The sequence below is a fragment of the Bdellovibrio sp. BIS2 genome, assembly GCF_055398295.1.
In genome coordinates this window covers 3,016,872-3,043,019 of the sequence record NZ_AP035879.1, presented here as the reverse complement: position 1 = coordinate 3,043,019, position 26,148 = coordinate 3,016,872, and the positions used below count along the sequence as shown (strand labels likewise).

Annotated in this window: 23 protein-coding genes; 17 read left to right on the top strand and 6 right to left on the bottom strand. The window is 50.9% G+C overall.

The genetic code is table 11. The features are described 5' to 3' along the window. Nucleotides 1-53: 53 nt before the first annotated feature. The 3 genes from ACZ520_RS14510 (at nucleotide 54) to ACZ520_RS14500 (ending at nucleotide 5,315) form a co-directional block, all read left to right on the top strand. Complete coding sequence (locus ACZ520_RS14510; RefSeq protein WP_232469139.1) at nucleotides 54-1,496, top strand: TolC family protein; 1,443 nt, start codon at nucleotides 54-56, stop codon at nucleotides 1,494-1,496. Nucleotides 1,497-1,498: 2 nt separating this feature from the next. Next, the gene (locus ACZ520_RS14505) at nucleotides 1,499-4,711 is read left to right on the top strand and encodes an efflux RND transporter permease subunit (protein WP_088564419.1); all 3,213 of its coding nucleotides are present in this window, start codon (nucleotides 1,499-1,501) and stop codon (nucleotides 4,709-4,711) included. 82 nt (nucleotides 4,712-4,793) lie between these two features. Next, nucleotides 4,794-5,315, top strand: coding sequence for a MarR family winged helix-turn-helix transcriptional regulator (locus ACZ520_RS14500; RefSeq protein ID WP_374031027.1), 522 nt, complete (start codon nucleotides 4,794-4,796; stop codon nucleotides 5,313-5,315). A gap of 59 nt (nucleotides 5,316-5,374) precedes the next feature. Here the strand turns inward: ACZ520_RS14500 and ACZ520_RS14495 are convergent, their stop codons facing one another. The 6 genes from ACZ520_RS14495 to ACZ520_RS14470 all read right to left on the bottom strand — a co-directional run bounded on the left by ACZ520_RS14495 (nucleotide 5,375) and on the right by ACZ520_RS14470 (nucleotide 10,825). Beyond that, nucleotides 5,375-6,127: a cyclic nucleotide-binding domain-containing protein gene (locus ACZ520_RS14495; protein WP_464126244.1), complete on the bottom strand. Its 753-nt coding sequence runs from the start codon at nucleotides 6,125-6,127 to the stop codon at nucleotides 5,375-5,377. Between the two features lie 84 nt (nucleotides 6,128-6,211). Beyond that, a complete protein-coding gene (locus tag ACZ520_RS14490; RefSeq protein ID WP_464126242.1) occupies nucleotides 6,212-7,360 on the bottom strand; it encodes an aminotransferase class V-fold PLP-dependent enzyme in 1,149 nt (382 codons plus the stop codon). 63 nt (nucleotides 7,361-7,423) lie between these two features. Beyond that, nucleotides 7,424-8,032, bottom strand: a complete 609-nt coding sequence (locus ACZ520_RS14485) for a hypothetical protein (RefSeq protein WP_374031025.1) — start codon at nucleotides 8,030-8,032, stop codon at nucleotides 7,424-7,426. 109 nt (nucleotides 8,033-8,141) lie between these two features. Further along, the gene (locus ACZ520_RS14480) at nucleotides 8,142-8,918 is read right to left on the bottom strand and encodes a hypothetical protein (protein ID WP_088564423.1); all 777 of its coding nucleotides are present in this window, start codon (nucleotides 8,916-8,918) and stop codon (nucleotides 8,142-8,144) included. A gap of 246 nt (nucleotides 8,919-9,164) precedes the next feature. Continuing rightward, entirely contained in the window at nucleotides 9,165-9,998 is an 834-nt protein-coding gene (locus tag ACZ520_RS14475; RefSeq protein ID WP_011165421.1) for a flagellin N-terminal helical domain-containing protein, read from the bottom strand. A 566-nt stretch (nucleotides 9,999-10,564) separates the two neighbouring features. Beyond that, the gene (locus tag ACZ520_RS14470; RefSeq protein WP_232469141.1) at nucleotides 10,565-10,825 is read right to left on the bottom strand and encodes a hypothetical protein; all 261 of its coding nucleotides are present in this window, start codon (nucleotides 10,823-10,825) and stop codon (nucleotides 10,565-10,567) included. A 58-nt stretch (nucleotides 10,826-10,883) separates the two neighbouring features. Between ACZ520_RS14470 and clpB the strand changes: the two genes are divergently transcribed. The 14 genes from clpB (at nucleotide 10,884) to ACZ520_RS14400 (ending at nucleotide 26,140) form a co-directional block, all read left to right on the top strand. After that, complete coding sequence (gene clpB / locus ACZ520_RS14465; RefSeq protein ID WP_232469142.1) at nucleotides 10,884-13,472, top strand: ATP-dependent chaperone ClpB; 2,589 nt, start codon at nucleotides 10,884-10,886, stop codon at nucleotides 13,470-13,472. Between the two features lie 118 nt (nucleotides 13,473-13,590). Next, a complete protein-coding gene (locus tag ACZ520_RS14460; protein WP_015092070.1) occupies nucleotides 13,591-13,974 on the top strand; it encodes a methylglyoxal synthase in 384 nt (127 codons plus the stop codon). Between the two features lie 91 nt (nucleotides 13,975-14,065). Further along, on the top strand, nucleotides 14,066-15,178 hold the full coding sequence (locus tag ACZ520_RS14455; RefSeq protein ID WP_464126238.1) for a CapA family protein: 1,113 nt from the start codon (nucleotides 14,066-14,068) through the stop codon (nucleotides 15,176-15,178). Between the two features lie 54 nt (nucleotides 15,179-15,232). Next, the gene (locus ACZ520_RS14450; protein ID WP_088564429.1) at nucleotides 15,233-15,739 is read left to right on the top strand and encodes a hypothetical protein; all 507 of its coding nucleotides are present in this window, start codon (nucleotides 15,233-15,235) and stop codon (nucleotides 15,737-15,739) included. A 68-nt stretch (nucleotides 15,740-15,807) separates the two neighbouring features. Then, complete coding sequence (locus ACZ520_RS14445) at nucleotides 15,808-16,302, top strand: hypothetical protein (RefSeq protein WP_464126236.1); 495 nt, start codon at nucleotides 15,808-15,810, stop codon at nucleotides 16,300-16,302. A gap of 85 nt (nucleotides 16,303-16,387) precedes the next feature. Further along, a complete protein-coding gene (locus ACZ520_RS14440) occupies nucleotides 16,388-16,714 on the top strand; it encodes a CZB domain-containing protein (protein ID WP_088564431.1) in 327 nt (108 codons plus the stop codon). Between the two features lie 309 nt (nucleotides 16,715-17,023). After that, on the top strand, nucleotides 17,024-18,220 hold the full coding sequence (locus tag ACZ520_RS14435; RefSeq protein ID WP_232469143.1) for a hypothetical protein: 1,197 nt from the start codon (nucleotides 17,024-17,026) through the stop codon (nucleotides 18,218-18,220). Nucleotides 18,221-18,305: 85 nt separating this feature from the next. Continuing rightward, on the top strand, nucleotides 18,306-18,905 hold the full coding sequence (locus ACZ520_RS14430; RefSeq protein ID WP_088564433.1) for a riboflavin synthase: 600 nt from the start codon (nucleotides 18,306-18,308) through the stop codon (nucleotides 18,903-18,905). A 2-nt stretch (nucleotides 18,906-18,907) separates the two neighbouring features. Next, nucleotides 18,908-20,038, top strand: a complete 1,131-nt coding sequence (gene ribB, locus ACZ520_RS14425) for a 3,4-dihydroxy-2-butanone-4-phosphate synthase (protein ID WP_088564434.1) — start codon at nucleotides 18,908-18,910, stop codon at nucleotides 20,036-20,038. Continuing rightward, entirely contained in the window at nucleotides 20,038-20,577 is a 540-nt protein-coding gene (gene ribH / locus ACZ520_RS14420; RefSeq protein WP_088564435.1) for a 6,7-dimethyl-8-ribityllumazine synthase, read from the top strand. Before ribB ends, ribH begins: the two co-directional genes overlap by 1 nt. A 15-nt stretch (nucleotides 20,578-20,592) precedes the next feature. After that, nucleotides 20,593-22,797, top strand: coding sequence for a sensor histidine kinase (locus tag ACZ520_RS14415; RefSeq protein ID WP_232469144.1), 2,205 nt, complete (start codon nucleotides 20,593-20,595; stop codon nucleotides 22,795-22,797). 17 nt (nucleotides 22,798-22,814) lie between these two features. Beyond that, entirely contained in the window at nucleotides 22,815-24,188 is a 1,374-nt protein-coding gene (locus tag ACZ520_RS14410) for a sigma-54-dependent transcriptional regulator (RefSeq protein WP_416480102.1), read from the top strand. An 18-nt stretch (nucleotides 24,189-24,206) separates the two neighbouring features. Beyond that, nucleotides 24,207-25,706 carry a proline--tRNA ligase gene (proS, locus tag ACZ520_RS14405; RefSeq protein WP_417868331.1) on the top strand — a complete coding sequence of 500 codons (1,500 nt, stop codon included), beginning with the start codon at nucleotides 24,207-24,209 and terminating at the stop codon, nucleotides 25,704-25,706. A 182-nt stretch (nucleotides 25,707-25,888) separates the two neighbouring features. Then, nucleotides 25,889-26,140, top strand: a complete 252-nt coding sequence (locus ACZ520_RS14400) for a KH domain-containing protein (protein WP_464126230.1) — start codon at nucleotides 25,889-25,891, stop codon at nucleotides 26,138-26,140. The last annotated feature ends 8 nt before the right edge of the window (nucleotides 26,141-26,148 follow it).

Here is a 26,148-nt window from a genome sequence, read left to right as displayed (position 1 = left end):
TGTAAGCGATTACATATTCAACCGGGAAGTCAATGGGACTTTGGAGAACTAATATGGAAAAAAACAAGATCATACAATGGGGAGCGAAGTTCCTCATCTGTGGGACTCTTTTGCACGGAGCTTCGGCCTCCGCACTGACTCTGAACGAGTATCTCGATCAGGTGAAAGGTGACAGTACGGCCTATAAAGGAAGTGCTGAGCAGTCAGAAGGTGCCCAGTTAAAATCCCGTGAAGCAGATTTGATTTTCACGCCGAAGCTTTTTGCAGAAGCCCGCTGGGGCTATGACGGCAAGCCCGGCAATCCGAAAATGTATGACGAAGTTAAAAGTCAGTATTACTCCCTGGGTGTAAGTCAGCAGTTCAGTTTCGGTCTTCAAACCAAATTGTCTTATGATCTGACGCGCACACAATTTGAAGGGCTGGCGCCAACGTCTCCGATCAATCCATCCAAATACTGGGATGCAACTCCGAAGCTGGAATTGTCCATGCCTTTGTGGGCCAATGGTTTCGGCCGTACCGCTCAGGCCAATGAAGAGGCTTTGCGCGCGCAGAACCTTGCGGAAAAATTCTCAAGCCAAGGGCAATCCCTGAACATTCTTGCGGGCGCAGAAGCGGCTTATTGGAAGCTTGCTGCGTGGCAGGACGTGGTGACGATTCAAGAACAGGCCAAACAAGCGGCGCAAAGTATTCTTGATTATGTCAGCCGGAAAAAAAGAATGAATCTGGGCGAAGAAGCGGACGTTCTGCAGGCCCGCGCTTTGGTTGAAGCGCGTACTTTGGAACTGCAAGTGGCTCAGAACGAATATCTTGAAGCCCAGCGCATGTTCAATAAATTCCTGAACCGCGAAGCCTCTGCCAAAGTAGAGACACTTGAAAAGGTGAACTATAAATCATTGGAGCAACTGACCATCCCGGGCGCTCGTCCGGGCAGCCGTGCGGATGTTGAAGCGACCAACGCTCAGTTGGCAGCAGCCCGCGCCAATGCGGTGATCACTCTGGAAAGAAACCGTCCGTCTCTGGATCTTTACGGTAACTATGCAATGAACGGCCGCGATGAGGAATACAACGAAGCGATGAAAGAATCCGGTAAAACGGACCAGGACACCGCTTTTGTAGGTGTTCGCTTCAGCATGCCTTTGAATATCGGTGCGGCATCTGACACAAAAGCCGGTGCTCGCAAAGCGGAACGTGCGGCAGAGCTGAACCGTGAATACGCTTACTATGCCCAGGAAATCGACTGGACCAATTTGACCCGCAATCTCCAGGATGCCCGTGACAACCTTCGTTTGTTGTCTCGCATTGAAGATGCTCAGAAAGCGAAGCTTGAAAACGAGCGCGTTCGCCTTCGTCAGGGTCGTACGACGACGTATCAGGTTCTGTTGTTTGAACAGGACTATACAACGTCCGCAATCAGCAAAGTAAAATCAGCAGCAAATATCCTTGGTTTGCAGGCGCAAATCAAACTTTACCAAGCCTCTCCTGAAGGAGGGAAATAGTCATGAGCTTACCTAAGTTATCCATCAGCCGTCCGATATTTATCACGTGTGTGACCATCGCCATGGTGGTTGTTGGTTGGGCCTCCTTCAAATCCATGTCCGTTGATCTTTATCCGGACGTTTCCATTCCGGTGGTAACCGTACAAACCGTGTACGCGGGTGCGGGTCCTGCCGAGATCGAAACTCTGGTCAGCCGTCCTATTGAAGAGGAAGTCAGTACGATTTCCGGTATTAAACGTCTGACCTCCAAATCCCTGGAAGGTGTTTCCCAGGTTATCGTTGAGTTCAACAGTGAAGTGGACGTCAAACACGCCGAGCAGGAAGTGCGCGACAAGGTCAACCTTGCCAAAGCCAAATTGCCTGACGACGTTGAAGATCCACTGATTAAACGTTTTGACCCGGCCGACACGCCGATCCTGACGGTGTCTTTGACTGCCAAAGACCTTGGCGATGCGGCACTGTTTGATATCGCCGACCAGTTTGTGAAACCGCGCCTTGAGCAGGTTCGTAACGTCGGTGCCATCGAGATCATCGGGGGTCGTGAGCGTGAAATTCATGTGCTTCTGGATCGCAAAAAACTGCGTGCCCGTGAGATCTCTGTATCTCAGGTGGCGGCGCAAGTGGGCGCTTCCGGTCAGAACATCCCTTCCGGTAAAGTGAATCAGGGTCAAAAAGAGATGGTCTTCCGTGGTCTGGGTGAGTTCTCATCCGTACCGGAAATCTCGGACACTCTGGTAAACCTTTACGGGAATGAAGTCCCAACTCGCGTGGCGGACCTGGGTAAAGTCGTTGACACTCTGGCCGATGAAAAATCCCGTGCTTATGTAGACGGTGAAAAATCCCTGTTCCTGCAAGTGTATCGTCAGTCCGGTTCCAACACTGTGAAAGTGGCCCAGGACGTGATCAAGCAGATGAACCGAATCAAGCCTGAGCTTGAAAAAATGGAAGGTGCTCCGGTTGTCGCGGTCATGACAGATGCTTCCGTGAAAATCTCGGACAACTTGTATGACGTTTACGAGACGATCATCATCGGTATCCTTTTGACAGTTATTACCGTGTTCTTCTTCCTGGGAAGCCCGCGTTCCACATTCATCACGGCCTTGTCTGTTCCAATTTCTTTGATTGGTGCGTTCATGGTCATGAAGATTGCCGGGTTCTCTATCAACATCGTATCCATGCTGGCATTGACTCTGGCCGTGGGTCTGTTGATCGATGACGCGATCGTGGTTATTGAAAATATCTATCGTCGTATGGAGCTGGGTGAAGAATCCCTGACTGCGGCGGAAAAAGGGACAACTGAAATCCAGATGGCCGTTATGGCGATCACTCTGGTGGTTATTGCGGTGTTCGTGCCAGTGGGTACAATGTCCGGAACCATCGGTCAGTTCCTGAAACAGTTTGGTATGACGGTCGTGTTCTCGATGGCGATCAGCTGGTTCGTGGCAATGACTTTGATCCCGATGCTGACAGCATACTTCGGTGGCTCCGGTCACGGTGGTGGTCATGACAAACACAAGCCAGCAGGCTTGTATGACAAGACTCTGGGCCGCATGGTGAAAGGTTTCGACCGTTTCCAAACCATGCTTGAAAACGTGTATGTGAAACTTTTGAATGTATCTCTGGATTGGCCGAAGGTGACTATCGGTCTGACCATGATGGTGTTCTTCCTGAGTATCTATACAGTGACGAAAGTTCCAGGCGCGTTCATTTCCGATGATGACTCGGGTGAATTCTCTGTGACTTTGGAACTGCAGCCAGGCACCAGCTTGGATGGTACAGAAGAAGTGGCTCGTCAGGTGGACAAGATCCTGCACGACAATCCGGAAGTTCGCTTCACGACAATGATCGTGGGCAGCTTGTACGGGGAGTCCAATAAAGCCAGCTTCTATGTTCGCATGAAGGATGGTAAAGAGCGCGGGCCTCTGACAACAGAGCAGTTCCGTGACAAAATCCGTGGTCAGTTGACGCATTTGTCCTCTGCCAATCCGGTTGTTAAAAAGTATGACGCAACTGGCGGTATGGGTGGTCAGCCATTCATTCTGAACATTATTTCTGCGGACCCGGTGGAATTGGAAAAAGCCGGCACAAAAATGTATGAACTTTTGAAGAAGGATCCACGTCTAAAGGACGTCGACTCGAACTATCGCCCGGGTAAACCTGAAATGCAGGTTCACTTGAAACCAGGCGCGGCTAAAGTATTTGGTATCAACACCAGCACCATGGGGGGCGAGCTTCGTGCCCAGGTCGAGGGTTTGACGCCGGCGAAATTCCGCGAACGTGGTCGTGAGTACGAAGTTCGTGTTCGTTTGCAGGAAGATCAGCGCGACTTGATGAAAACGTACAATGACGTTTATGTTCCGAACGTGAACAGAAAACTGGTGCGTTTGAGCGATATCGCCAAAGGTGAAGTGGAGTCCGGACCGGCTTCCATCGAACGTCAGGACCGCGGTCGTTACATTCAGATCACTGCAGGTCTGGCACCGGGTGCAGGCTTGAGTGACGTGGTGAATTCAGCCGTGGCAGCAATGACGACGGGTGAAAATGCTCTGCCTCCAAGTGTGCGCTATGGATTTGGTGGTGATGCGGAAAACATGCAGGAACTGATGACATCCACGGTGATGGCACTGGGCTTTGCGATTCTGTTCATCTATCTGATCCTGTCGTCTCTGTACGAGTCCTTCATCACGCCGATCACGATCATGGTGGCGTTGCCGTTGGCTTTGTGCGGTGCCTTCCTGGCGCTGTTCCTGACCGGTGAAGTTCTGACGATCTTTGCGATCTTCGGGTTCTTCATGCTGATCGGGGTTGCGGGTAAGAACGGTATTTTGCTTGTCGACTTTGCCAAGCAGATGATGGAAGAGGGTAAAAACCGCCGTGAAGCTTTGATTCTGGCTGGTAAGACCCGTCTTCGTCCGATCCTGATGACGTCCTTCGCATTGATCGCCGGGGTTGTTCCGGTGGCGATCGGTATGAATGCGGCTTCCAAAACGCGTACGGCGATGGGGGTTGCGATCATCGGGGGTATGATTTCATCCACGATCCTGACTTTGATTGTGGTACCGGCAGTGTTCACTTACGTGGACAGATTCCGTGTGTGGGCAAATAACTTCGGCGCTAGATTTACTTCCCAGAAAAAGATGGAAGAAAAATCCAGAGATGCCGTGATTGAAGAATCCGAGAACCATGACGACAAAGGCATGATTCCGGCTAAATAATGCAGTACCGGGCGGACCTTGAGCACTCCGGCTTTGCCGGAGTAGGGGAACCCGCCCTTGATTTCAGATATTGGAGGCCTTTATGGCAAAATTATTCATTCAAGATCTCCCTTCCCGTGAAGAGGTTCATACGTCTTTGACGACACTGCCGGTGGCGGCAGAGCCGGATTCCATGGCGGTGTATTCCAATCTGCTGTTCCTGAAAGTGGCCAGCGAGATTGAAAACAGCCTGGACAGCCTGCTTTCCAAGTACAACCTTTCCAGCGGTCGATTTATGTTGTTGTTCCTGCTTCGAAACGCGCCTGCAGGATTGCGTCCTTCCGAGTTGGCCAACCAGGTGGGTGTAACCCAAGCCACGATTTCAGGTTTGATCAACAGCCTAGAAAAAGCTGAATTGGTGGTTCGTGAGGGGCATCAGTCTGACGGTCGTTCCTTTGTGATTCGTCTGGCTCCAAAAGGGGAGCAGGCGATTCAGGATATCTTCCCTCAATGGTATCCACGCATTGTGAACTTCTGGAATGTGGTTTCCAACGAGGAAAAAAGCAGCCTGAACGGTCTGATGGAAAAGATGATTCAGAACAAGTCCGCGCTGACACCGAGATAGAAATTAGACATTGGAAATTTGAAATTGGAAGAAAAAAGGCCGTCTTGTGACGGCCTTTTTTAGTTTTGAACTTTGTCTTCGTTGGAATTTTTCAGTCGCAGGGAAAGTGTTTTCACCAGCGCCTTGGACCAGGCGGGTTTTGAGAACAGCACCACGTCCAGACAGTTGTTGGGGATTTCAATCAGTTCGCAGTTGGTCAGGCTCATGACGTTGGCGGATCTGGGTTCGCCGTTGATGTAGGCCATTTCACCCACGAATTCGCCGGGATTGATATGACCCAACAGGGTTTCAGCACCGTTGTCAGCCTTGTAGGCTTTCAACTGCCCGCGTTTCACTAGGTACACGGACTCGGCTTTTTCACCTTCACGGATCAGAATCTGATTGGCCGCCAGGAACTTCATGCGATAGTTGGCATTGTCACCGTTCACAATCCAGTTCAAGGCGCGCGTCAGGTGTTCAATAAATGTTGCCTCATCGGTGGGGCGGGTCAGGATGTGCACCTGGCCCGTGACCACTTCGTCGACAAAGTGATCCGTGTCCGGAAGCGGTGACATGATGATGACAGCGATGCGCTCTTTTCTTTGAATCAGCTTTTGTGTCAGATCCAGAGCACTGACTTTGGCGATCTCGGAATCTACGATAACCACATTCGGGATCACGTTTTCGGCTTTGAAAAGGGCGGCACTGCCATCAGTGGCGGTGAAAACGGTGGCATTTTGTATGTGCTTGGTCAGGGTGCTTTCAATTTTCTCTGCTTCTTCCGGTTTGGCAGAAGCGATCAGAAATATTCTTTTACTTTCAAGGTCAGCCACGCGAATTCCCTTCTTCGGACTCCTTAATAAAGAATAGAGAATTCTTCGGCTTGTTCAACGACCGCGAGGGCTGCCTCGACCTTTCTACAGACGGGCAATCACGCTGCGGACATCTTCTGTATCATGATACAACCCGAAGCCGAAACGCAGGCGGTTCTTGCGTGAATCCACATGGACTCCGCGAGCATCCAGATCCCGCACCAGCTTCTGGCAGTCCTCGGTGGTGGGAAGATCGAAAGTCAGAAAGTGACCATGATGATCAAGATCCAAAGCCATCAGACGCGAGCGGTTCAGCAGGGGATGCTTCATTTGATCCAGTTCCTGCAGAAAGACCTTTTGATTATTTTGAATGTGGGTGTGAATGGCCGTGACCGTCAGGCCTTCTTTCTTGAATGTTTCCAGCGAGGCAATCAGGCGGTACAGCGCTGAAAAGTCCATGGTGCTGCCAGCGTACTGAAGGGCATCGGTCGGATAACCCACTTCATTTCCCACGGCAGAAAGCTTGGAAAGTTCGGCAAACCATCCCGTGTGAAACGGACGGTGACGGGTGCCCGGGGGAACATAAAGGAAGCAGGCCCCTTCGCCTCCCTGGGCGTATTTGTAAGAGCCGGCAAGATAGAAAAGGCGATCTTCGATGGGCTTTAAATCCGTCGGCACCGCCATAAAGGCATGATAGCCATCCACCACGAACAAACTGTCGGCGGGGGCGGCTTTCGCCAGACGGTGAATATCGCAAGCAAGTCCTGAGTTAAAGAACACCTGGCTGACAAAGACCAGATCCCAGGCTGAGGATTTTGCTGCCGCCTCGAATCTTTCCTGGAAGGTCTCAAAGGGCAGGGTGGGCACTTTCACCACTTCAAACGGAGCCATTTCAGACAGGCGGTTGATCTGACGGTCGAAGCTGTAAAATTCTGAATCGGTGGTCAGGATGCGCAGTTTTTTATCCCAGTTCAGGGAGCTGAGCAGGCGAAAGACAAATTCGTGCGTGTTCGGGGCAAAAACAATCTGTTCGGGATGGGACAGGTTCAGATTTTCGGCGATTAGTTTTTGTGCCTGGGGAACCTTGGTGGAAAAAATGTGGTTCCATTTGTTGTCGACATATTTGCAGGAATCATCCCAGTACTGCAGGTGTGCTTCGCGGGTGGCATCCGGCCAGTAGTGGTGGCTGTGGCAGGCAAAATGGATCTGCTGGGGATGGGCATCAAGGAAGCGCTTATAAAGGTGTTTGTACATGCCCTGATGATAATAAAAAAGGGAGTCAAAGACTCCCTTTTTTATTTGCTGTGTGCGCAGCGACTAGAAGTAACCTTCGTCATCACCGAAGTCTTCGTCGTCTTCATCGTCATCGTCGTCGCCATCATCATCGTGTTTGGAAGTGATGTCTTCTTCGATTTCGTCTTCGTCGTCTTCTTCGATGGAACCTTCGCCTTCTTCAGACTCGTCTTCGTCATCCCATTCGTCGTCTTCAGAAACAGCTTCTTCTTCGATGTCGATCATGCTGTCGATTTCAGCTTCGTCATCGAAATCCGCTGTCATGTCTTCAACCTGAGGTTTCAGAACTTCAACGGCAGCGATACCACCGGCAGCAGCGGCTGCAGCTTTTTCCTTTTTAGGAGCAGCTGGCTTCTTCGCAGCAGGTTTTTTTGCGGCTGGCTTTTTAGCAGCGGCTTTTTTCGCAGGCTTCGCAGCTTTTTTGGCAGCTGCTTTTTTAGGAGCGGCTTTCTTAGCTGGTTTAGCGGCTTTTTTCGGAGCTGCTTTTTTTGCTGGCTTGGCAGCTTTTTTAGCAGTCGCTTTTTTAGCTGGTTTAGCAGCTTTTTTAGTTACTTTTTTTGCGGCAGCTTTCTTAGCAGGTTTCGCTGCTTTCTTAGCTACTTTCTTCGCAGGTTTTGCTTTTTTCTTTGCCATGATTCGCTCCCTGAAATGTCCTGGTTCAATAATGGAAATGCCCCCTTAGACTAGCGAGAATTAAGGGGGCAGGCAAATCAAAATAGAATTACGATGAGGACGGTCTTGGTTACTTGATAACCCCACTCAAGTGGTCATCGATGATCTTGGCCAGATCATTCGGAAGGATGAAGGACAGGAACAGACCACCATTATAGGCGCCGGATTTAGGGACAATCGTGAAATAACCCAGGGTGCGGGTCGCAGCAGCGTTCTTAAGAGGGTACGTCAGGCCCAGGAATGCCGGGAACAAGGAACTTTCGATAAACATTCCGACCGCATTCACGCCGAAATACAGATAAACCTTGTTGTCCGAGTTCGGATTCAGACCCAGCCCAAGGGATGGAAGCTCTCCGCTTGGCATCATTGGCAGGTTGTTACCATTTGGCAATTTAGTCGCCGGCAGGGTTGTAACGCGATCTTTAACAATCAGTTTCAGTGGAATGCTGACGGCTACGCGCGCCTTTTGCTGGGAATCCATGACCGTCTTGATCTGAACCCCCTTTACTTGCGGCACATCTATATAAAGACTGCTGAAGGCACCAGGCAGGGGGAGGTACAGAAGCAAAGCGTTGTTGGCTTTGTCGATACCAAGCACCTTTTCATTTTCATAGGTGCCGCCGCCCACGTATCCATTTAAATCCATTTTGTCGTAAGCACTTGGAGGAGCTGGCTCTGTCGGAGCAGGTGTGCCACCTTGACCAGAGTTCCCGCCATCACTGGACCCTTGGCTGGTATTGCCGGTAGCGCCAGGCAGTGACTCGAATCCTCCTTGTTTGCCACAGGCGGCAAGAGCTGCGGTGGCGAAAAGAGCGACCATCAATCTTGCTGTGATATGTTTAGTCATACAAAACCTCCATGCTTCTTCCATATTTTTCGGAAGGTTTTGTTCTGGACTTTAGCTAAATATTTGAAATTATTGGTAAAAAAGTTCTACACTTTTCTGATGCTAATTATCTAGGCAGCTTTGCCTGGAAAAACTTTGAACATTAAAATGAAAAAGGGGAGCCGATGCCTAGCCGGTTCCCCCAAAATAAAAAACCCGGAAGGCGTAAACCCTCCGGGTATAAAGTTTGAACTTTTAGCTTTCAGACTAGCCGATCAGCTTAAGAGCCAATTGGTTGGACTGGTTGGCTTGAGCCAAAGTGGATGTACCAGCTTGCAACAAGATGTTGTTACGAGTCATCTCGGAAGATGCCTGAGCAACGTCTGTGTCACGGATACGGCTGTTAGCTGCAGACAAGTTCTCTTGAGCAACACCCAAGTTGTCCACTGTAGAAGTCAATCTGTTCTGAAGGGCACCCAGGTTGGCGCGAGTTCCAGAGATTGAAGTCTGTGCATTATCCAGCATACCCAAAGCTTCCTGAGCGCCTTCTTTAGTGGAGAAATCCACACCAGACAGACCCAGAGCATCCAAAGTAGCCACGTTTTCAGAAGCGTTGAAGGAGATACGATCTTCTTCAGAGTTGTTGAACAAACCTACTTGGAAATCGAACTTCGGAGAAGAACCATCCAATAGTTTTGTAGTACCCCAAGTTGTTACAGAAGCAATACGCTGCATTTCTGATTTCAACTGTTGAACCTCTTTATTCAACATGCCACGCTCTGTTTCACCAACTGTATCAGAAGCAGCCTGGATGCCCAACTCACGAAGACGAACCACGATGTTACCGATCTCGTTCAGACCACCCTCTGCAGTTTGAACCATGGAGATACCATCGTTCGCATTGCGCTGAGCTTGAGCAGCAGATCTGATCTGAGCTTTCAAGCCTTCAGAGATCGCCAAACCTGCAGCGTCGTCAGCAGCTTTATTGATGCGGCTGCCGGAAGCAAGTTTCGCCATAGAGTCGTTGATCTGTCTTTGAGAACCGACCAAGTTACGTTGAGCATTAAGTGCACTGATATTTGTTGTTACTCTCATTCCCATTTTAAATTCCTCCGTTAATATTTATTTTTCATATTCATTACCTTCCTTGATTTGTTTTGTTGGCATCAGCGAAACCTACTTTCGCTTTGCCGGCACTGACATCCGAGTCGGTGCATTTGTATGGCCTTTGTTTTTTGCTCTTTTCAGAGCTTGGGCTTAGTCCGCTTCCGAGGCTTGCAGCCTCTGCAGCTCCTGGGCTCTGCCCGGTGAACAATCTATTGTTCTATTTTACTTTCATCCTTGAAGGCCCTCCTTTCGGTTCAGCAAGAGAGTGACCATCTCTCTTGACTCCTTCTGAGTGAATCGTTGATGTGCATTAGATCGGGATTTGGTACGAGCTCTTGACAGGACGTCGGGCGGGTTTTGTTTGTTTTTCACAATACTGGCCGTAAGGCAGATCGGGGTTTCAGGACGTAGGATTGTCCTGAATCATTTGTACACAGTACTTTCAGAGGGAAAAATCGAATTTGGCAGGACTTTGGATAAGTCAATTTTCTGAATGGGGATAAAGGGCTTAAGCGATGCAAAGGCCGCAAACCCGCTGCTGGCGTGCAAAGGAACAGAATTTAATCGATTTCGATAAAGCGGCAGAAGGCCATGTTGCCCGCCAGTTCGTACTGGTGGGTCTGTGTGGCTTTCAGGTGATGAATGGGATTGTACCCAATAGTGCAGACAACTTTTTCGCCATCATAGTGAGAACAGTCCTCACAGGAAAAGCGTGTGTCATATTCCATGTAGTCCTTGGGGTTGACGCGGTCTTTTTTGATGGATGGATGCAGGCGCGGCTGGGATTTGCCTTTACCTTTGGGATTTACGATACCTGCCACTGTGACCGCCTTGACATTGCTGAAATAAGACTCATCCTTTATTCCAGATGGAGGGTTTATGAGCAACGATATTGAAAAAATGACGCGAAAAAGCCAGGAGGCCATGCAGGCCGCCGCGAGACTGGCTGAGCGCAAAAACAGCCCCTCTGTAGAGCCGGAACACCTTCTGATGGAGCTGGTACAGCAGACCGAAGGCATTGTTCCGCGCATTCTCGACAAATTGAATGTTCCTCAGGCCCAGTTCCTTGCGGAACTGCGGACCAAAATTGATAAATTCCCTCAGGTGACGGGCGGCGGCCAAAAGCTGTTTGCCAGCCCTCGTCTTGAAAAGATCTTCAAGGCGGCCGAAGACGAAGCGCAGGAGTGGGGTGATTCCTATATCTCCACCGAGCACTTCTTTATGGCCATGCTTAAAGGGGGGGACTCTGAACTGCTTGGGCTGTTTAAGAAAAACAAAGTCACGGCGGAGGCGGCTCGCACGGCCCTGACTGAAATTCGCGGAAAACAAAAAGTGACGGATGATGATCCGGAAAACAAGTACGAGGTTCTGAACAAGTACGCCCGTGATCTGACCGCTTTGGCGGCCGAGGGCAAATTGGATCCGGTGGTGGGTCGCGATGAAGAAATCCGCCGCGTGGTGCAGGTTCTTTCCCGTCGTACCAAAAACAACCCGGTCCTGATCGGTGAGCCTGGTGTGGGTAAAACCGCCATCGCCGAAGGCCTGGCTTTGCGTATTATCAAACAGGACGTACCGGACAATCTGATTGGCAAAAAACTGATGTCCCTGGATATGGGAGCCCTGATTGCGGGTGCCAAGTACCGTGGGGAATTTGAAGACCGTCTGAAGGCGGTGATCAAAGAAGTGACCAGCAGTGAAGGCCAGATCATTCTGTTCATCGACGAACTGCACACTTTGGTGGGCGCGGGTAAAACCGACGGCGCCATGGATGCAGGACAGTTGCTGAAGCCGGCACTGGCGCGCGGTGAATTGCGCTGTATCGGTGCGACCACTTTGGATGAGTACCGCAAGTACATCGAAAAGGATGCGGCTTTGGAAAGACGCTTCCAGACTGTGATGGTCGAGGAACCAAGTGTTGAAGACGCCATCACCATCCTGCGTGGTCTGAAAGAAAAGTATGAAGTCCACCACGGTATTCGCATCACGGATGCGGCGCTGGTGTCGGCGGTGAAATTGTCTCACCGTTATATCACCAACCGTTTCCTGCCGGACAAGGCGATTGACCTTATTGACGAGGCGGCCAGCAAGCTGGGTATTGAAACCCGCTCGGTGCCGGAAGAAGTCGACAAGATCGAACGTGAGCTGATGCAGTTGCGTATTGAAAAAGAGGCGCTGAAAAAAGAAAAAGACGAAAGCGCCCGCGAGCGTCTGGCGGTGATCGATAAAGAAATCACCGAGCTGAACGCCAAGAACCAGTTGCTGCGTGAACAGTGGGAATTTGAAAAAGGCGGCATTGAGGGTATTAAAAAACTCAAAGCCGACATTGAGGATCTGAAAGTGGCGGTGGCCAAAGCCGAGCGCGAAGGCGACTTGGGTAAAGCGGCCGAACTGAAGTACGGAAAGCTTCCCGAGGCCGAGAAAAAACTTAAAGCCCTGGAAGAGCGCAGCAAGGAAGGCGCAAAATCCGCTTCAGAAAACCGCATGCTGAAAGAAGAGGTCGGTCCTGAGGATGTGGCCGAAGTCGTCGCGAAGTGGACGGGAATTCCAGTCAGTAAAATGCTGGAAAGTGAATCTCAGAAACTGCTGCACATGGAAGATTCTTTGAAACACCGTGTGGTGGGTCAGGATCATGCCCTGACGATTGTGGCCGATGCCATTCGCCGGGCGCGGGCTGAGATTTCAGATCCGAACCGTCCGATCGGGACCTTTATGTTCCTGGGTCCGACGGGTGTGGGTAAAACTGAAACTGTGAAGGCCTTGGCCGAATTCCTGTTCGATGACGAACAAGCCGTTGTTCGTATCGATATGAGTGAATACATGGAAAAACACGCGGTATCCCGTCTGATCGGCGCGCCTCCGGGTTATGTCGGTTATGAAGAGGGTGGTCAGTTGACGGAATCAGTCCGTCGCCGCCCGTACAGTGTGGTTCTGCTGGATGAGGTTGAAAAGGCCCATCCGGATGTGTTCAACATCCTGTTGCAGGTTCTGGATGACGGTCGTTTGACCGATGGTCAGGGGCGCACGGTGGATTTCAAAAACACCGTGTTGATCATGACCTCGAACGTGGGTTCACAGTCGATTTTGGATCCGGGTATGTCGGAAAATCAGAAGCGTGAAGCCGTCAACGAAGCTTTGCGTGAAAGATTCCGTCCGGAGTTCCTGAATCGTATTGATGAGATCGTGATGTTCAAGTCCCTGGGCGAATCGCAGATTTCCGGCATCGTGAAGGTGCAGTTGGATCTGGTCGCGCAACGACTGAGAGCAAAAAAGATCGGCATCGACTTCAATCAGGAGGCCATCGACTTCCTGGCGAAGAAAGGCTACGACCCGATTTATGGTGCAAGACCTTTGAAGCGTGTGATTCAGACCGAACTTCTGAACCCACTTTCCAAAGAGATCATCTCTGGCAAAGTCAAAGCAGGAGACACCATTCACGTCAAAGCCAACGGCGGCTCCCTGACCTTCTAAAAGGTGCCTGGTTGTTTTTTCTGGCTACACAGCATCAAGCCCTGTCTCATCGAGGCAGGGCTTTTTGCTTCTTAAGCGATGACATGACAATTGAGTTTTACGGGAATAGAGTGAAGGAATGAAAAAACAAAAGAAAAAGACATTGGCCTTGATTGCTCACGACGGAAAGAAAGCTTTGATGGTTTCATTCGTGCGTGATCATCTGGATACTTTTAAAAACTTCACTTTGGTGGGCACCGGCAATACCGGTCGTCTGATTCAAGCCGCGGGTCTGAAGGTTACACGCAGGCTATCGGGACCGCTGGGTGGGGACGCCCAGATCGCTGCCGAGGTTGCGACTGGCAAGTGCCAAGGGGTGATCTTTTTCCGTGATCCGCTGGGCATGCATCCCCATGACCCGGACATCTCGATGCTGATGCGAATCTGTGACGTTCATAACGTTCCTTTGGCGACCAATCCGGCGACGGCTGAGCTGCTGATTACGGGCCTTTCCCACGACTAGTGCTGTCAGGGTTTTAGACACCTTTTGCATTCTTTTCCGTTACAGGCCTGTGGGTTGAGAAACCCCTCTGCCGAGGGCATCCTCACGGGCTATGCGTCTGAATAAAGCCTTCCTTATTGCCAGTTTGATCTTTGCAACGTCGGCCCACGCCAACAAAGGGGCGAATTGCGCTGATGGTTCCGTGGTACTGGGTTTTGCCGGGGACATTCTGGTTCACGATGCTCTTTACAAAAATATTCTGCCCAAACAGAACTTCACAAGTCTTTGGAGCAAAGCCATTCCTTTGTTCAACAAGGCCGATTACATGACCGTGAATCTGGAAGGTCCGGCGGCGGTCGGTATCGACAAGGCCGGTCGTGATGTGGGCGATCAAGGTTTCACCTATGATCTGAATGTCTATTCGGGAACGAATTTTTCTTTCAACTTCCATCCGCAGATTCTGCGTGATCTGAAAAGTTCCAATATTGATCTGATCAGCACCGCGAACAATCATTCCTTGGACAGACTATGGCGGGGAGTCGATCGCACCATTGAGGCTGCAAAAAATATCGGCCTTTCCACGGTGGGAACAAGACCGTCTTACGCGCCGAACGAAAATTTCTATCACTTGGCAGATGTGCGTGGCTATCGCATGGCCTTTGTGGCCTGCACAGAGGCAACCAATGGCATTGCTGATACGAAGAACCAAGTTCTTTCCTGTTATGGCAAATCCCAGCCGGTGGAAGCATTGATCCGCCAGTTGCGTGCTCGTGGCGATATTGACGGTGTGATTGTGCTTCCGCACTGGGGTGTGGAATACAGCCACAAGCCCGATAAATCTCAGACAGCTTATGCCAAACGCTTTTTGGAAGCGGGCGCTGTGGCAGTGGTGGGATCTCATCCCCATGTCCTGCAGCCGTGGGAAAGCTATCGTACCAGTGATGGTCGTTTGACGATGATTGTGTATTCCCTGGGGAACTTCCTGGCCTTCCAGGCCGGCACCGAAAAGAAAACCGGCGCCGTTGTCTATTTGCAATTGGGACGCGATGTGCAGGGGCGCACGCAGGTGCTGACATCCTATTATACGCCGACTTACCGCGATGGTTACACCGTTTATCCGATCAGCAGCAAAGGTTCCAAGGACGCGCTGAAAGAGGCCGCCCGTCATCTGGGCACGCAGAACCGTCTGGAGCCAGACCAGAAAATCCCGCGCTGCAATCAATAAGATTTCGTTTTTCAGTCCCTGCCAAAGTGTGTTTCAATATTGGCAGGAGATTTTATGGAAGCCACCACAGCCTTCTGGCGTAAATGCAGTTCCTGCAAAAAGCCCATCAATTATGGTTCGAAATATTTCGTTTGCAGCGTTTCCACCTGCAATAACGAGCGCACCGGTTATGTCTTTTGCAGCGTCCCTTGTTTTGAAACACATCTGCCGGGGGCAAGACACCGCGATGCCGGGGCCGTGGAAAAGGTTGCTCCCAAAGATGCAGCGGCCGCTGAAGAATCCCATCAGCGCGCTCCGGCCCGTATCATCGTCAAGTCCCCGACGGCTTCCACTTCTTCAGCTCCGGCGGGCAGTTTGGCCGCAGCTCCTCAGGAAGTTTTGATCATCGCTTCTCGTTTGAAGGACTATATTCAGGCGCGCTCTGAATACAACACTTCGGCTTCGGTGATGGATGTGCTTTCGGATCACGTGCGTATTTTGTGTGACCGGGCGATTGAAAATGCACGGGCTGACGGTCGCAAGACGGTGATGGATCGCGATTTCGAGTTTTTGAAAAAATAAAAGCACTGGTTTCGTTCCTGCAACTGAGACTACGGATGTAATTCAGATACTTAACGAAATGGAGTTCTATGAAAAAGTTTATTGGTGCGCTTATTCTGGCAATGGGCTTTTCCTGCGCGGCCCAGGCTTCCTATGTGTCTTATGACTTAAGCGGTTCTGCCGGTTCCCGTGATGGCGAATCCTACAGCGAAATTCATTTGGGGTTGAATTATTATCCGGTGCACTGGTTCAACTGGAGAAACTCCATCTTCACACAGTTTGGATCCCAGATTAATACCGTGTATGGCTTGGACACCGCTGGCCTTTTCAATTACGAGATGTATAACAGCAGCCGCACTTTGGGGATTGAGCTTTATGCGGGTCCGGGATTGCGTTTTGCCTCTGAAAGTTCCAATGCGGCATTTGGAGTTGCCGGGATCACCTTCGGCCTGGGTGGTCTGCGCATCGGTGGAGGCGTGCAGCAGTTCCAGTATTTCGAGGATCGTAAGGATAAAAACGATTTCACTCTTAATAAAAGCGAGACCCAATATTTTATCACATTGTCCGGTGGCGGAAGTTTCTAAAAGCCCCGGAATTTTTCGCAGGTCATGACCGGCATCATACAGTGAGAGGGATTCACTCCGACAAGAGCCTCGGAGGAATCCCCGCATGAGAATAAACGACATTGTTCTGGCCCACGCCAAATACAAACTCAGCCTTAGGAATTTTGTGGAAACCGGTTCAGAGTTGCAGGTCCCTGATGAGGATCTGCTTTTCTGGTTGCAGGACAACAAGCACAATCTTTCGCATCTGCCCGCGTTTAAGCATCTGGAAAAAGAACACGAAGCTTTTTGCAACTATGTTTCCGCCGTTCTGACGCTGGTGGATGCCGGGCAGCGATCGCAAGCCCGGGAACTGATTAAGAGCGAAATGTTTGTGTTGCTTTCAGAGGAAATTGTCAGCAGCATTGCGGTGCTGGAGCGGGCGGCCAAGTAGCCGTCCGAAAATTCTTTATTGGTATTTCGTTTTTTTGTGATCAAGGTTTTGACGTTCAGAGTATTCACACTAGTGATTTCACCATTCAACTTTTCTTAAACAGTCTAAACATTCGACAAGGCAATTTTTTTTGAAAATTGCTGTTTTCAATGCTTGCGAACAAATTCAGACACTTAGCGTGTCTCAAGGTGAAACCGGTTTCGTTTTTGCAAATGAGTCCGCAAACTTACACCCGGTTTAAGGTCCAGCCTTTTCATTCCGTATACTGTGCAAGAACCGCCTCGATAGATGGAGTGGAAAGGGAATATCATGAAATCACAGGGCACAGCAAAATGGTCGAAGAAGTTTTTCAAAGCGGGCGTGATGATCGCCGGTGCGGCCATGACGATGGGGAACCAGAAGTGCGAACAGAAGCAGGTTGAAGCCCCACCGCGTGTTCTAAAAAAGATTGTTGAGATGGGAGCGATCCGCTCCAGTCCTCTGATCTTCCCTAACGGTTCTTTTGACTTCCAGTTTGTTGCCAATGAACAGATTTACGGAGTGCTCATGGAGAGCAAAGAGTTTGCGCTAAGATATGCGCCTCCCATCGCTGTTCCCCCCGAGCAGGCACGCAGTGGGGATGAAAGCTTCTTCAATCTGACCAAAGCGGACGGTCAGATGATGAAGGCGTTCGCGCAGGCAGTCGGTAAAGACAACTACAATGTGCAGTACGCGCAAACCGCGTGGTGTATGGTGAATATCCCGCAGGCGAAACTTTCCGGTGCGGTGAATTCATTTGAATTGATCGGTGGCGGTGGTCTGACCGTGGGGTTCACTCCGGCAGGAAACTATTCCACGAATGGCCTGGCTTCGGCGGGGTTGAATGTGGAATGGGCGCAACTGGATCTTTCCATGATGGCAACTCGTCCACTGACTTCGAAAGTGATGACCGCCGCCAATGTGACGACAAAACAAACCAAAACCAAAGTGAACTTCGGTCTGAACTTCGGTGCTTTCACCATCGGGCCAAGTGCATACTATCAGACTCCGCTGGCGCAAGTGACCAAGAACGCGTTGGTCAAAGCCGTGGGTGAACTGAACTCCGGATTGAAATCGGAAGAATGGCACACCCGTGTGATGGCCAATCACGACACGCATCTGGTGATCGTGGGTGGTTTGGATGTGGGCCTGGAGGCGGGCGACCAGTTGTTGGTTTATAACGAGGACTACTACTGGGAAGGTGAGCCTTGTAATTCGAAGTACCTGGGTGGTGGTGCTGCGGCCGGTTCGGCTGTTGCCAAGATCGAGATCGACTGGGTGGGCGATGAGATCTCGCGTGGTCGCGTGATTGAACAAAATGCCAATAACGCTGTTATTGGAGCCAAAGTAAAACTGTTCCAGTTCCATGCGGCGGATTATAAGCCTCAGGATCCGGGGGTTCAGCCGGTGGATTCCTCCACGCCAGGCACTCAGACCCCTTCCAAGCCCATTGGTAATCAAAACCCGGGAAAACCGGGTCGCGGCTAGGGCTTTCTCAGAGTGTAAAAGTGCCACTTTCCTTGCCACGGGCAGGGGAAAGATGTAGGGTCTCGGCCACAAGCTTGAGGCCCCTATGTTTTCTGGAATCGTAGAATCTGTGATGCCCATTGAAAGCTCTGAAGAGCTGACCAATGCCTATCGTATTAAAATCAAAAAACCTTCTGAATTCAATGACATAAAGCTCGGCGACAGCATTGCCTGTGACGGCGCCTGCCTGACCGTGGAAGCTTTTGATGATCAAACCATGACCTTTGCTTTGGCGGCCGAGACCATCAAGGTTCTTGAATGGAACCCGCAGAGCTGGCTGGGAAAACAAGTCAATCTTGAGAGATCTTTGCGTTTTGGCGACCGTATTCACGGCCATCTGGTGACCGGTCACGTCGACAGCCTGGGGACAGTGACCCGCGCGGATCTGGAGGGGGAGTCCTTCTTCCTGGATGTGAAAGTGGCTGACACGATCCTGCCGTATGTTTGGAAAAAGGGCAGCGTGACTCTGAATGGGGTCAGCCTGACTGTTAACGAACTTGCAGGCTCTGTGGTGTCTGTCTGCCTGATTCCTGAAACTTTGAAACGCACAAACTTGGGACTGCTTAAGCCGGGCAGCCGTATCAATGTGGAGCCTGATTACATGGCTCGCGCCATCCAACGTTCTTTGGAAGTCAGAAAGGGCTAAAAATGGAATTCAACACAATCCCTGAGATCATCGATGATGTTCGTAATGGCAAGATGGTTATCCTGGTGGATGACGAAGATCGTGAAAACGAAGGCGATCTGATTCTGGCGGCTGAATTCGCAACGCCTCAAAATATCAATTTCATGGTGAAAGAAGCCCGCGGTCTGGTGTGCCTTTGTCTGACTGCCCAGCAGGTGGAACGTCTGCAACTTCCGCTGATGGTGCGTGACGATCTGAACTTTGCGCCGAACAAAACGGCGTTCATGGTCAGCATCGAAGCTTCTGAAGGGATCTCTACCGGTATTTCCGCTGCCGACCGTGCGCTGACGTGCCGAGTGGCTGCGAACCCGCATGCAAAACCTGCTGACATTCACATGCCGGGTCACATCTTCCCAATCCGCGCCCAGCAGGGTGGGGTTCTGAAGCGTGCCGGTCACACGGAAGCCAGCGTGGATCTGGCTCGTCTGGCGGGGTTGAATCCGGCTGCGGTGATCTGCGAAGTGATGAACGATGACGGCACTATGGCTCGCGTGGGTGACCTGCGTGAGTTCGCAAAAAAGCACGGTATCAAAATCGGCACGATCGTGGATCTGATTGCATACCGTCTGGCCAATGAAACTTTGGTGGAAGAGCTGACCAGCATTCCACTGCCGGCGTCTTTTGGTGAAAACATGCAGGCGCGCGTTTTCCGCAGCACCGTGGATGGGTTGGAACATTTGGTGATTCAAAAAGGTGAGATCAAGAAAGATCATCCAACCTTGGTTCGTGTCCACGTGGACAACTTCACTCGTGACTTTATGGCGGTGGTTCAGCGTGGGGCTTCGTCTGTGCTTGAAAGCATCAAGGCGATTGCGCAGGAAGATCATGGGGCTTTTGTGTTGCTTCGCGGGAACAACCGCACCACAGGTCTTGCTCAGGAGCTGAATGTGCTGGTGGGTCTTGAGGACATTCGTCCGACGACGCCGCTGATGGATGAACGTGATTACGGCATCGGTGCGCAGATCCTGCGTGAAATCGGTGCGAACAAAATCCGTCTTTTGACCAACAAGCCTGAAAAGAAAGTCGGCTTGAAGGCCTTTGATATCGAAATCGTTGAAATTGTCGCAATGGAAAACTTGAAGGGACCAAAATAATGGGAAAAATCAAAGTTGGTGTTGTCACCGCTCGTTGGAATCAGGAAATCACCTCTAAACTTGAAGAAGGCGCTATCAGCTATCTGGAGTCCTGTGAAGACGTAGAGATCTTTGCAGCTTTGGTTCCGGGCGCGGTGGAAATCCCATTGGCGTGCCAGGCGTTCCTTGAGGCGGGCTGTGACGGTGTTGTGGCTTTGGGTGTGGTGATCCGCGGTGACACTTCTCACTATGACTATGTTTGCAACTCTGTGACTGACGGCGTAACCCGTCTTATGCTTGATTACAAAAAACCGATCGGTTTCGGCGTTCTGACGACTGAAAACGAAGAGCAGGCTTTCGCCCGTGCCGGTGGCGAACATGGCAACAAGGGTGAAGAAGCGGCTCAGGTGACGATGGAAATGATCGGCCTGACCCAGGAAATCCCTGCGGCCATGAAGACAGCTCTGATGCTGGCTAAAAAAGCCCCTGCGAAAGCGGCCAAGAAGCCTGCAAAAGCTGCGGCAAAAACACAAAAAAAGAAGAAAAAAGTAAGAAAGTAATCTAGCATGGGGGCTATGGAAAATACGCCCCTTAAGGATGAGTTTCTTCCTCCTGGTCCCCAGGAGTTTAAAAAGCGACGCCGCGAGATCATTTTGGTTCTTGTGGTGTCGTTTTTATTTGGTCTTCTGACGTGGTTTGAGATCCGCCTGTTCGCCACCAGTCAGCAGCTTCCGTTTGTTCACAGTATCTTCTTCTTCGGTCTGGTGAACTTCAACATCATCCTGCTGTTGCTTCTGCTGTTCATGATCTTCCGTAATGTCGTGAAGGTGTTCGTGGAAAGGCAGGGCAAAGTCTTTGGCTCAAGCTTAAAGGCCAAACTGGTCGCAGCCTTTGTGGCGTTCAGCTTTATTCCGACCGTGCTGATGTTCATCATCTCGGTGTTTTATATCAACTCCAGCTTCGACAAATGGTTCAGTGCGAAGATGGCCGGGGTTCTGAAAAGCTCCATCGAAGTCACCAACGCCTATTACTTCAACGCCAAGAAAAAGAACTATCACTTCGCCCATCAGATTGCGGATTCCCTTCGGCCGCTGCGCGATCAGCGTGCGATCGAAAAGAAAGTGGAACAGTTGCGCAAGGATTTCAGCCTGGATGCGGTGGAGTATTATCCATCCCTGTTCGGCAAGCGCGTGGTGGTGTCGGCCGAAGATGACACGGTCCCGACGGTGCCGGCAGTGTCTTTGGAGTTCCTGCAAAAGGGGATCAAACTTCAGGCCGAAGCCAGTATCATTCACCAATTTGGTGACGGCAATCTGGTGCGCGTGATTGTGCCCGTCCAAGAGGGCGCCGAGCGCGGTGCGGTCGTGGTTTCAAGCTTCCTGCCGCTTTCATTGATTTCCAAGATGAATGACATTTCGACCGCCTACGATGAATTCCGCGACATCAATCCGCTGGAATACCCGCTGAAGTCGATCTATTTGTATATTCTGGTTCTGATGACCTTCGTGATCCTGCTGGCGGCAACGTGGTTTGGATTCTATCTGGCAAAACAGTTGTCAGTACCGATTGTGCAGTTGGGCCGAGCGACCCGCCGGGTTGCCGGGGGGGATTATACTCCGCTGGACGTCAAAGCCGGTTCAGAAGAGATTGCCGACTTGATTCAAAGCTTTAACTCGATGACTGTGACCCTGGAAAGCACGCTGGCTGAACTGGATCAGCACGCGCGCTACACCGACACGGTTTTGAAAAACGTCAGCGCCGGGGTGATCTCGGTGGACAAGGCCGGGGTTGTAACCACGATCAATCGTCATGCGGCTCAGTTGTTGCGTGTGGATCCTGAAAAGTACATCGGGCATTCGGTGCGAGACCTGCTGACGCTGGAGTATTTCCGCACGTTCGCGGAACTGCAAAAAACCATGCACGATCACAAGATTGAAAGCTTGCAAAAAGAGCTGCGCCTGAATGTTCAGGGGGAAGCGATTCCGTTGCAGGTGACTTTGTCGATGCTGAAAGATGAAAAGGGCGAAGACATCGGTAAGATTCTGGTCTTTGACGACATGTCTCCGATTGTGAACGCCCAGCGTGCGGCCGCCTGGACCGAAGTGGCCCGTCGTATCGCGCATGAAATCAAAAATCCGCTGACGCCGATCAAACTTTCCGCCGAACGTTTGCAGCGCAAGTTCGGGGGCTCGATCACAGACCCGGCTTTCAGTGAATGCACCACCATGATCGTGAAGCAGGTGGATGGGCTTAAGAATCTGGTGAACGAGTTCAGCAACTTTGCCCGTTTACCACAGGCCCGTCCGGTGGTGGCGAATTTGAACTCGGTGGTGGAAGAATCCCTGGGGCTGTACCGTCAGGCCCACCCGCAGATCGACTTTGAATTCAGCAAGGATCTGGAGCTGCCGGACTTTAAGTTTGATCCGGACCAGATCAAGCGTGTTCTGGTCAATTTGGTCGATAACTCAGTTTCGGCTGTTGCAAAAGAGTCACAGCCCAGCGTGAAAATCACCACGCGCTACGATAAAGACATCAAAACCGTGCGTATGACGGTGGCGGACAATGGTGAAGGCATCCCCGCGGCGGATCGAAGTCGCATTTTTGAGCCATACTACTCTACAAAAGAGGGCGGAACTGGGCTAGGATTGGCCATTGTGAAAAGGATTATCGAGGATCACAACGGGTTTATTCGGGCCACGGCCAATGAACCCAAAGGGATCAAGATGGTTATTGAAATGCCAGTGAACGAAGTCGGCGCATGGAAGCCGTCGGAGTCCTAGCAAGAAAAGGGGTCGTTATGACGGCACTGAATACGAAAATTTTGATTATTGATGATGAAGCACCGATTCGTGATGTGCTTTCTGCATCTTTGCGTGATGAAGGCTATCAGGTTTCTTTGGCCCATGATGGTGAAACCGGGATTCAGGCGATTCGTGATGTTCAGCCTGATATCGTGTTTCTGGATATCTGGATGCCGGGTAAGTACGACGGTATCGAGGTTCTGAATCTGGCGCGCAAAGAATTCCCTCACGTGGAGTTCGTAATGATCTCCGGTCACGGAACCATCGAAACCGCGGTGAAGGCAACCAAGCTGGGTGCCTGGGACTTTATTGAAAAGCCTCTTTCCATGGACAAGATCCTGATTGTGATCTCCAATATCCTGAGCTACCAGCAGCAGAAGGAAGAAAAAGCGCTTCTGTTGAACAAACTTCGCAAGTCGATTGCTTTGATCGGCGAGGCTCCAAGCATCGTGGCGACGAAACAAATCATCGCACGCGTGGCACCGACCAGTTCCTGGGTTCTGATCCAGGGCGAAGCGGGCACCGGTAAAGAACTGGTAGCCCAAAATATCCATTACATGAGCTCTCGCGCCAGTCGTCCGTTTGTTGAAATCAACTGCGGCGGCATCCCTGAGGACCTTCAGGATTCTGAAATTTTCGGAATCGAAAAAGGCGCCATGCCGGGTGTTGAGCGCACGAAAAAAGGCAAACTGGATCTGGCTTTGGGCGGAACGCTTTACATTGCTGAGATCGGCGAGCTGAATCAGGCGGCGCAATCCAAGCTTTTGAAGTATCTCGACAGCCGTACCTATACCCGAGTGGGCGGTACGGAATTGATCGAAAACGATGTTCGTGTGATCGCAGCCTCCTCGAAGGATCTTGAAAAAGAAGTGAAGGACGGTCGTTTCCGTGAAGACCTTTACTATCGCCTGAACGTGATTCCTTTCCGCGTGCCTGCGCTGAGAGAGCATCCCGAGGACATCCCGGTGCTTGTTTCCTATTTCTCTGACAACGTTTCCCGCGAAAGCGGTTATCCGAAAAAAGCGTTTTCAGAAAAAGGCGTGGAAAAAATGCTGGCCTATCAGTGGCCGGGCAACGTTCGTGAACTGAAAAATTTTATTGAGCGTGTGTACATTCTGACTCCGGGCGATTTTGTTGACGTTCACGATCTTCGTTTCGCCGGTCTGATTGACAAAGATGATGAAAAAGCAGTGGAGATGCAGGATCTTTCCACTTTCCGCGAAGCACGCGCCCAGTTTGAAAAAGACTATTTGCTGCGCAAAATTGGCGAAAACAGCGGTAATATTTCGCGCACAGCAGAGGTGATTGGTCTGGAAAGAAGTTACCTGCACCGAAAGATCAAAGCCTACGGAATTGATACGAAAGAATAGAAGGAAAGAGACAGCAAGATGGCAGATACAGCAATTACCCCGACACGTTCTCAAAACTATCCAGAGTGGTACCAGCAGGTGATCGTTGCCGCTGATATGGCGGAAAACTCTCCGGTGCGCGGTTGCATGGTGATCAAACCCTGGGGCTACGCCGTTTGGGAAAACATGCAGGGCGTTTTGGACCGCATGTTTAAAGACACCGGCCATGTGAATGCCTATTTCCCTCTTTTGATCCCGTTGAGCTTCCTGGAAAAAGAAGCGGCTCACGTGGAAGGCTTTGCGAAAGAGTGCGCGGTTGTGACTCATCACCGTTTGAAAGGTGATGGCAACGGCAAGCTGATCCCGGATGGTGAACTGGAAGAACCACTGATCATCCGTCCAACAAGCGAAACAATCATCGGTCACCAGTTTGCAAAATGGGTGAAATCCTATCGTGATCTGCCGATTCTGGTGAATCAGTGGTGTAACGTGATGAGATGGGAAATGCGCACGCGTATGTTCCTGAGAACCGCCGAATTCCTGTGGCAGGAGGGTCATACCGTTCACGCCACTGCGAAAGAGGCTCAGGAAGAAACCTTGCAGATGCTGAACGTGTATGCAGAGTTCGCTGAAAAATACATGGCGATGCCGGTGATCAAAGGCATGAAAACTCCGGATGAAAGATTCCCGGGTGCGGTTGACACTTACACGATCGAAGCACTGATGCAGGATAAGAAAGCCCTGCAGGCGGGAACTTCCCACTTCCTGGGTCAAAACTTTGCCAAAGCTTCCGAGATCAAGTACCTGAGCGCCGAAGGCAAGGAAGAGTTCGCATGGACCACCTCCTGGGGTGTTTCCACCCGTTTGATCGGTGGTCTGATCATGACCCACAGTGATGACAATGGCTTTGTGGTTCCGCCAAGACTGGCTCCTCTGCATGTCGTGATCATTCCGATTTATCGTAACGACGAAGAGCGTGCTCAGGTTCTGGATTATGTAAAAGCTCTGGAAAAAGATCTTAAGTCCCAGAGCTATGTGGGTTCTTCCGTGCGTGTGAAGATCGATGATCGTGACATGCGTGGTGGCGAAAAAGCATGGCAGTACATTAAGCAGGGTGTTCCGGTGCGTGTTGAAGTGGGTCCTCGTGACATGGCAAAAGGCGAAGTCTTCGTCGGCCGTCGTGACCGTGGTCCGAAAGAAAAAGCTTCCATGGAAAGAAACGCCTTCGTGGCCAACATCACGAATCTTCTTCAGGAAATGCAAGATGGTATGTTTGAACGCGCGAAACAAATGCGCGATGAAAGCATCAAAACCATCACGAACCTGCAGGACTTTGAAAAGTACTTCACTGGTGGTGAAAACACGGCTCCGGGCTTTGCCAAGGTTCCTTGGTGTGAAGCCGGGATGGGGCATGAGCTGCTGGCGCAGTTGAAAGTGACTCCACGTTGTATGCCGCTGGATCAGGAGCCTGTACAGGGCAACTGCATCTTCTCTGGCAAGCCCGCGACCAAGTGGGTCCTGTTCGCAAAATCCTATTAAACAAAAAGGCCCTCTTCCGAGGGCTTTTTTTTTCGTGTTTCCCGGTGCTGTTCGGGAAACAATTCTCTGTGAACACTTTGAAGTCTTGTCGTTGCAAGTGGGCATTGCCCTTTGTGGGGGCTGCGTTGACCATGAAAGAAGTTAACGAAAGGCATAAAGTGTTGGCGCTGGCAGATACGCAAATGGATCAGATACGGGAACGCATTGCAGGCTTATTGCGGGATGTGGTGAAAGAAATGTCGGGCCACGCCGAGGGCATTGAAGTCTGCTACACCGCGGGGGAGCGCACCACTGTCTATCGCATCAATATGCCGCAGGAACACCGTGGGAAGCTGATCGGGGCTCAGGGCAAGAACATCACCTCTTTGCGAAATATTCTGGCGGCGATGGCCGGAAGCAATGGCTTCCGCGCTATTATCGAGCTGGTTGTTTAAGACGATCT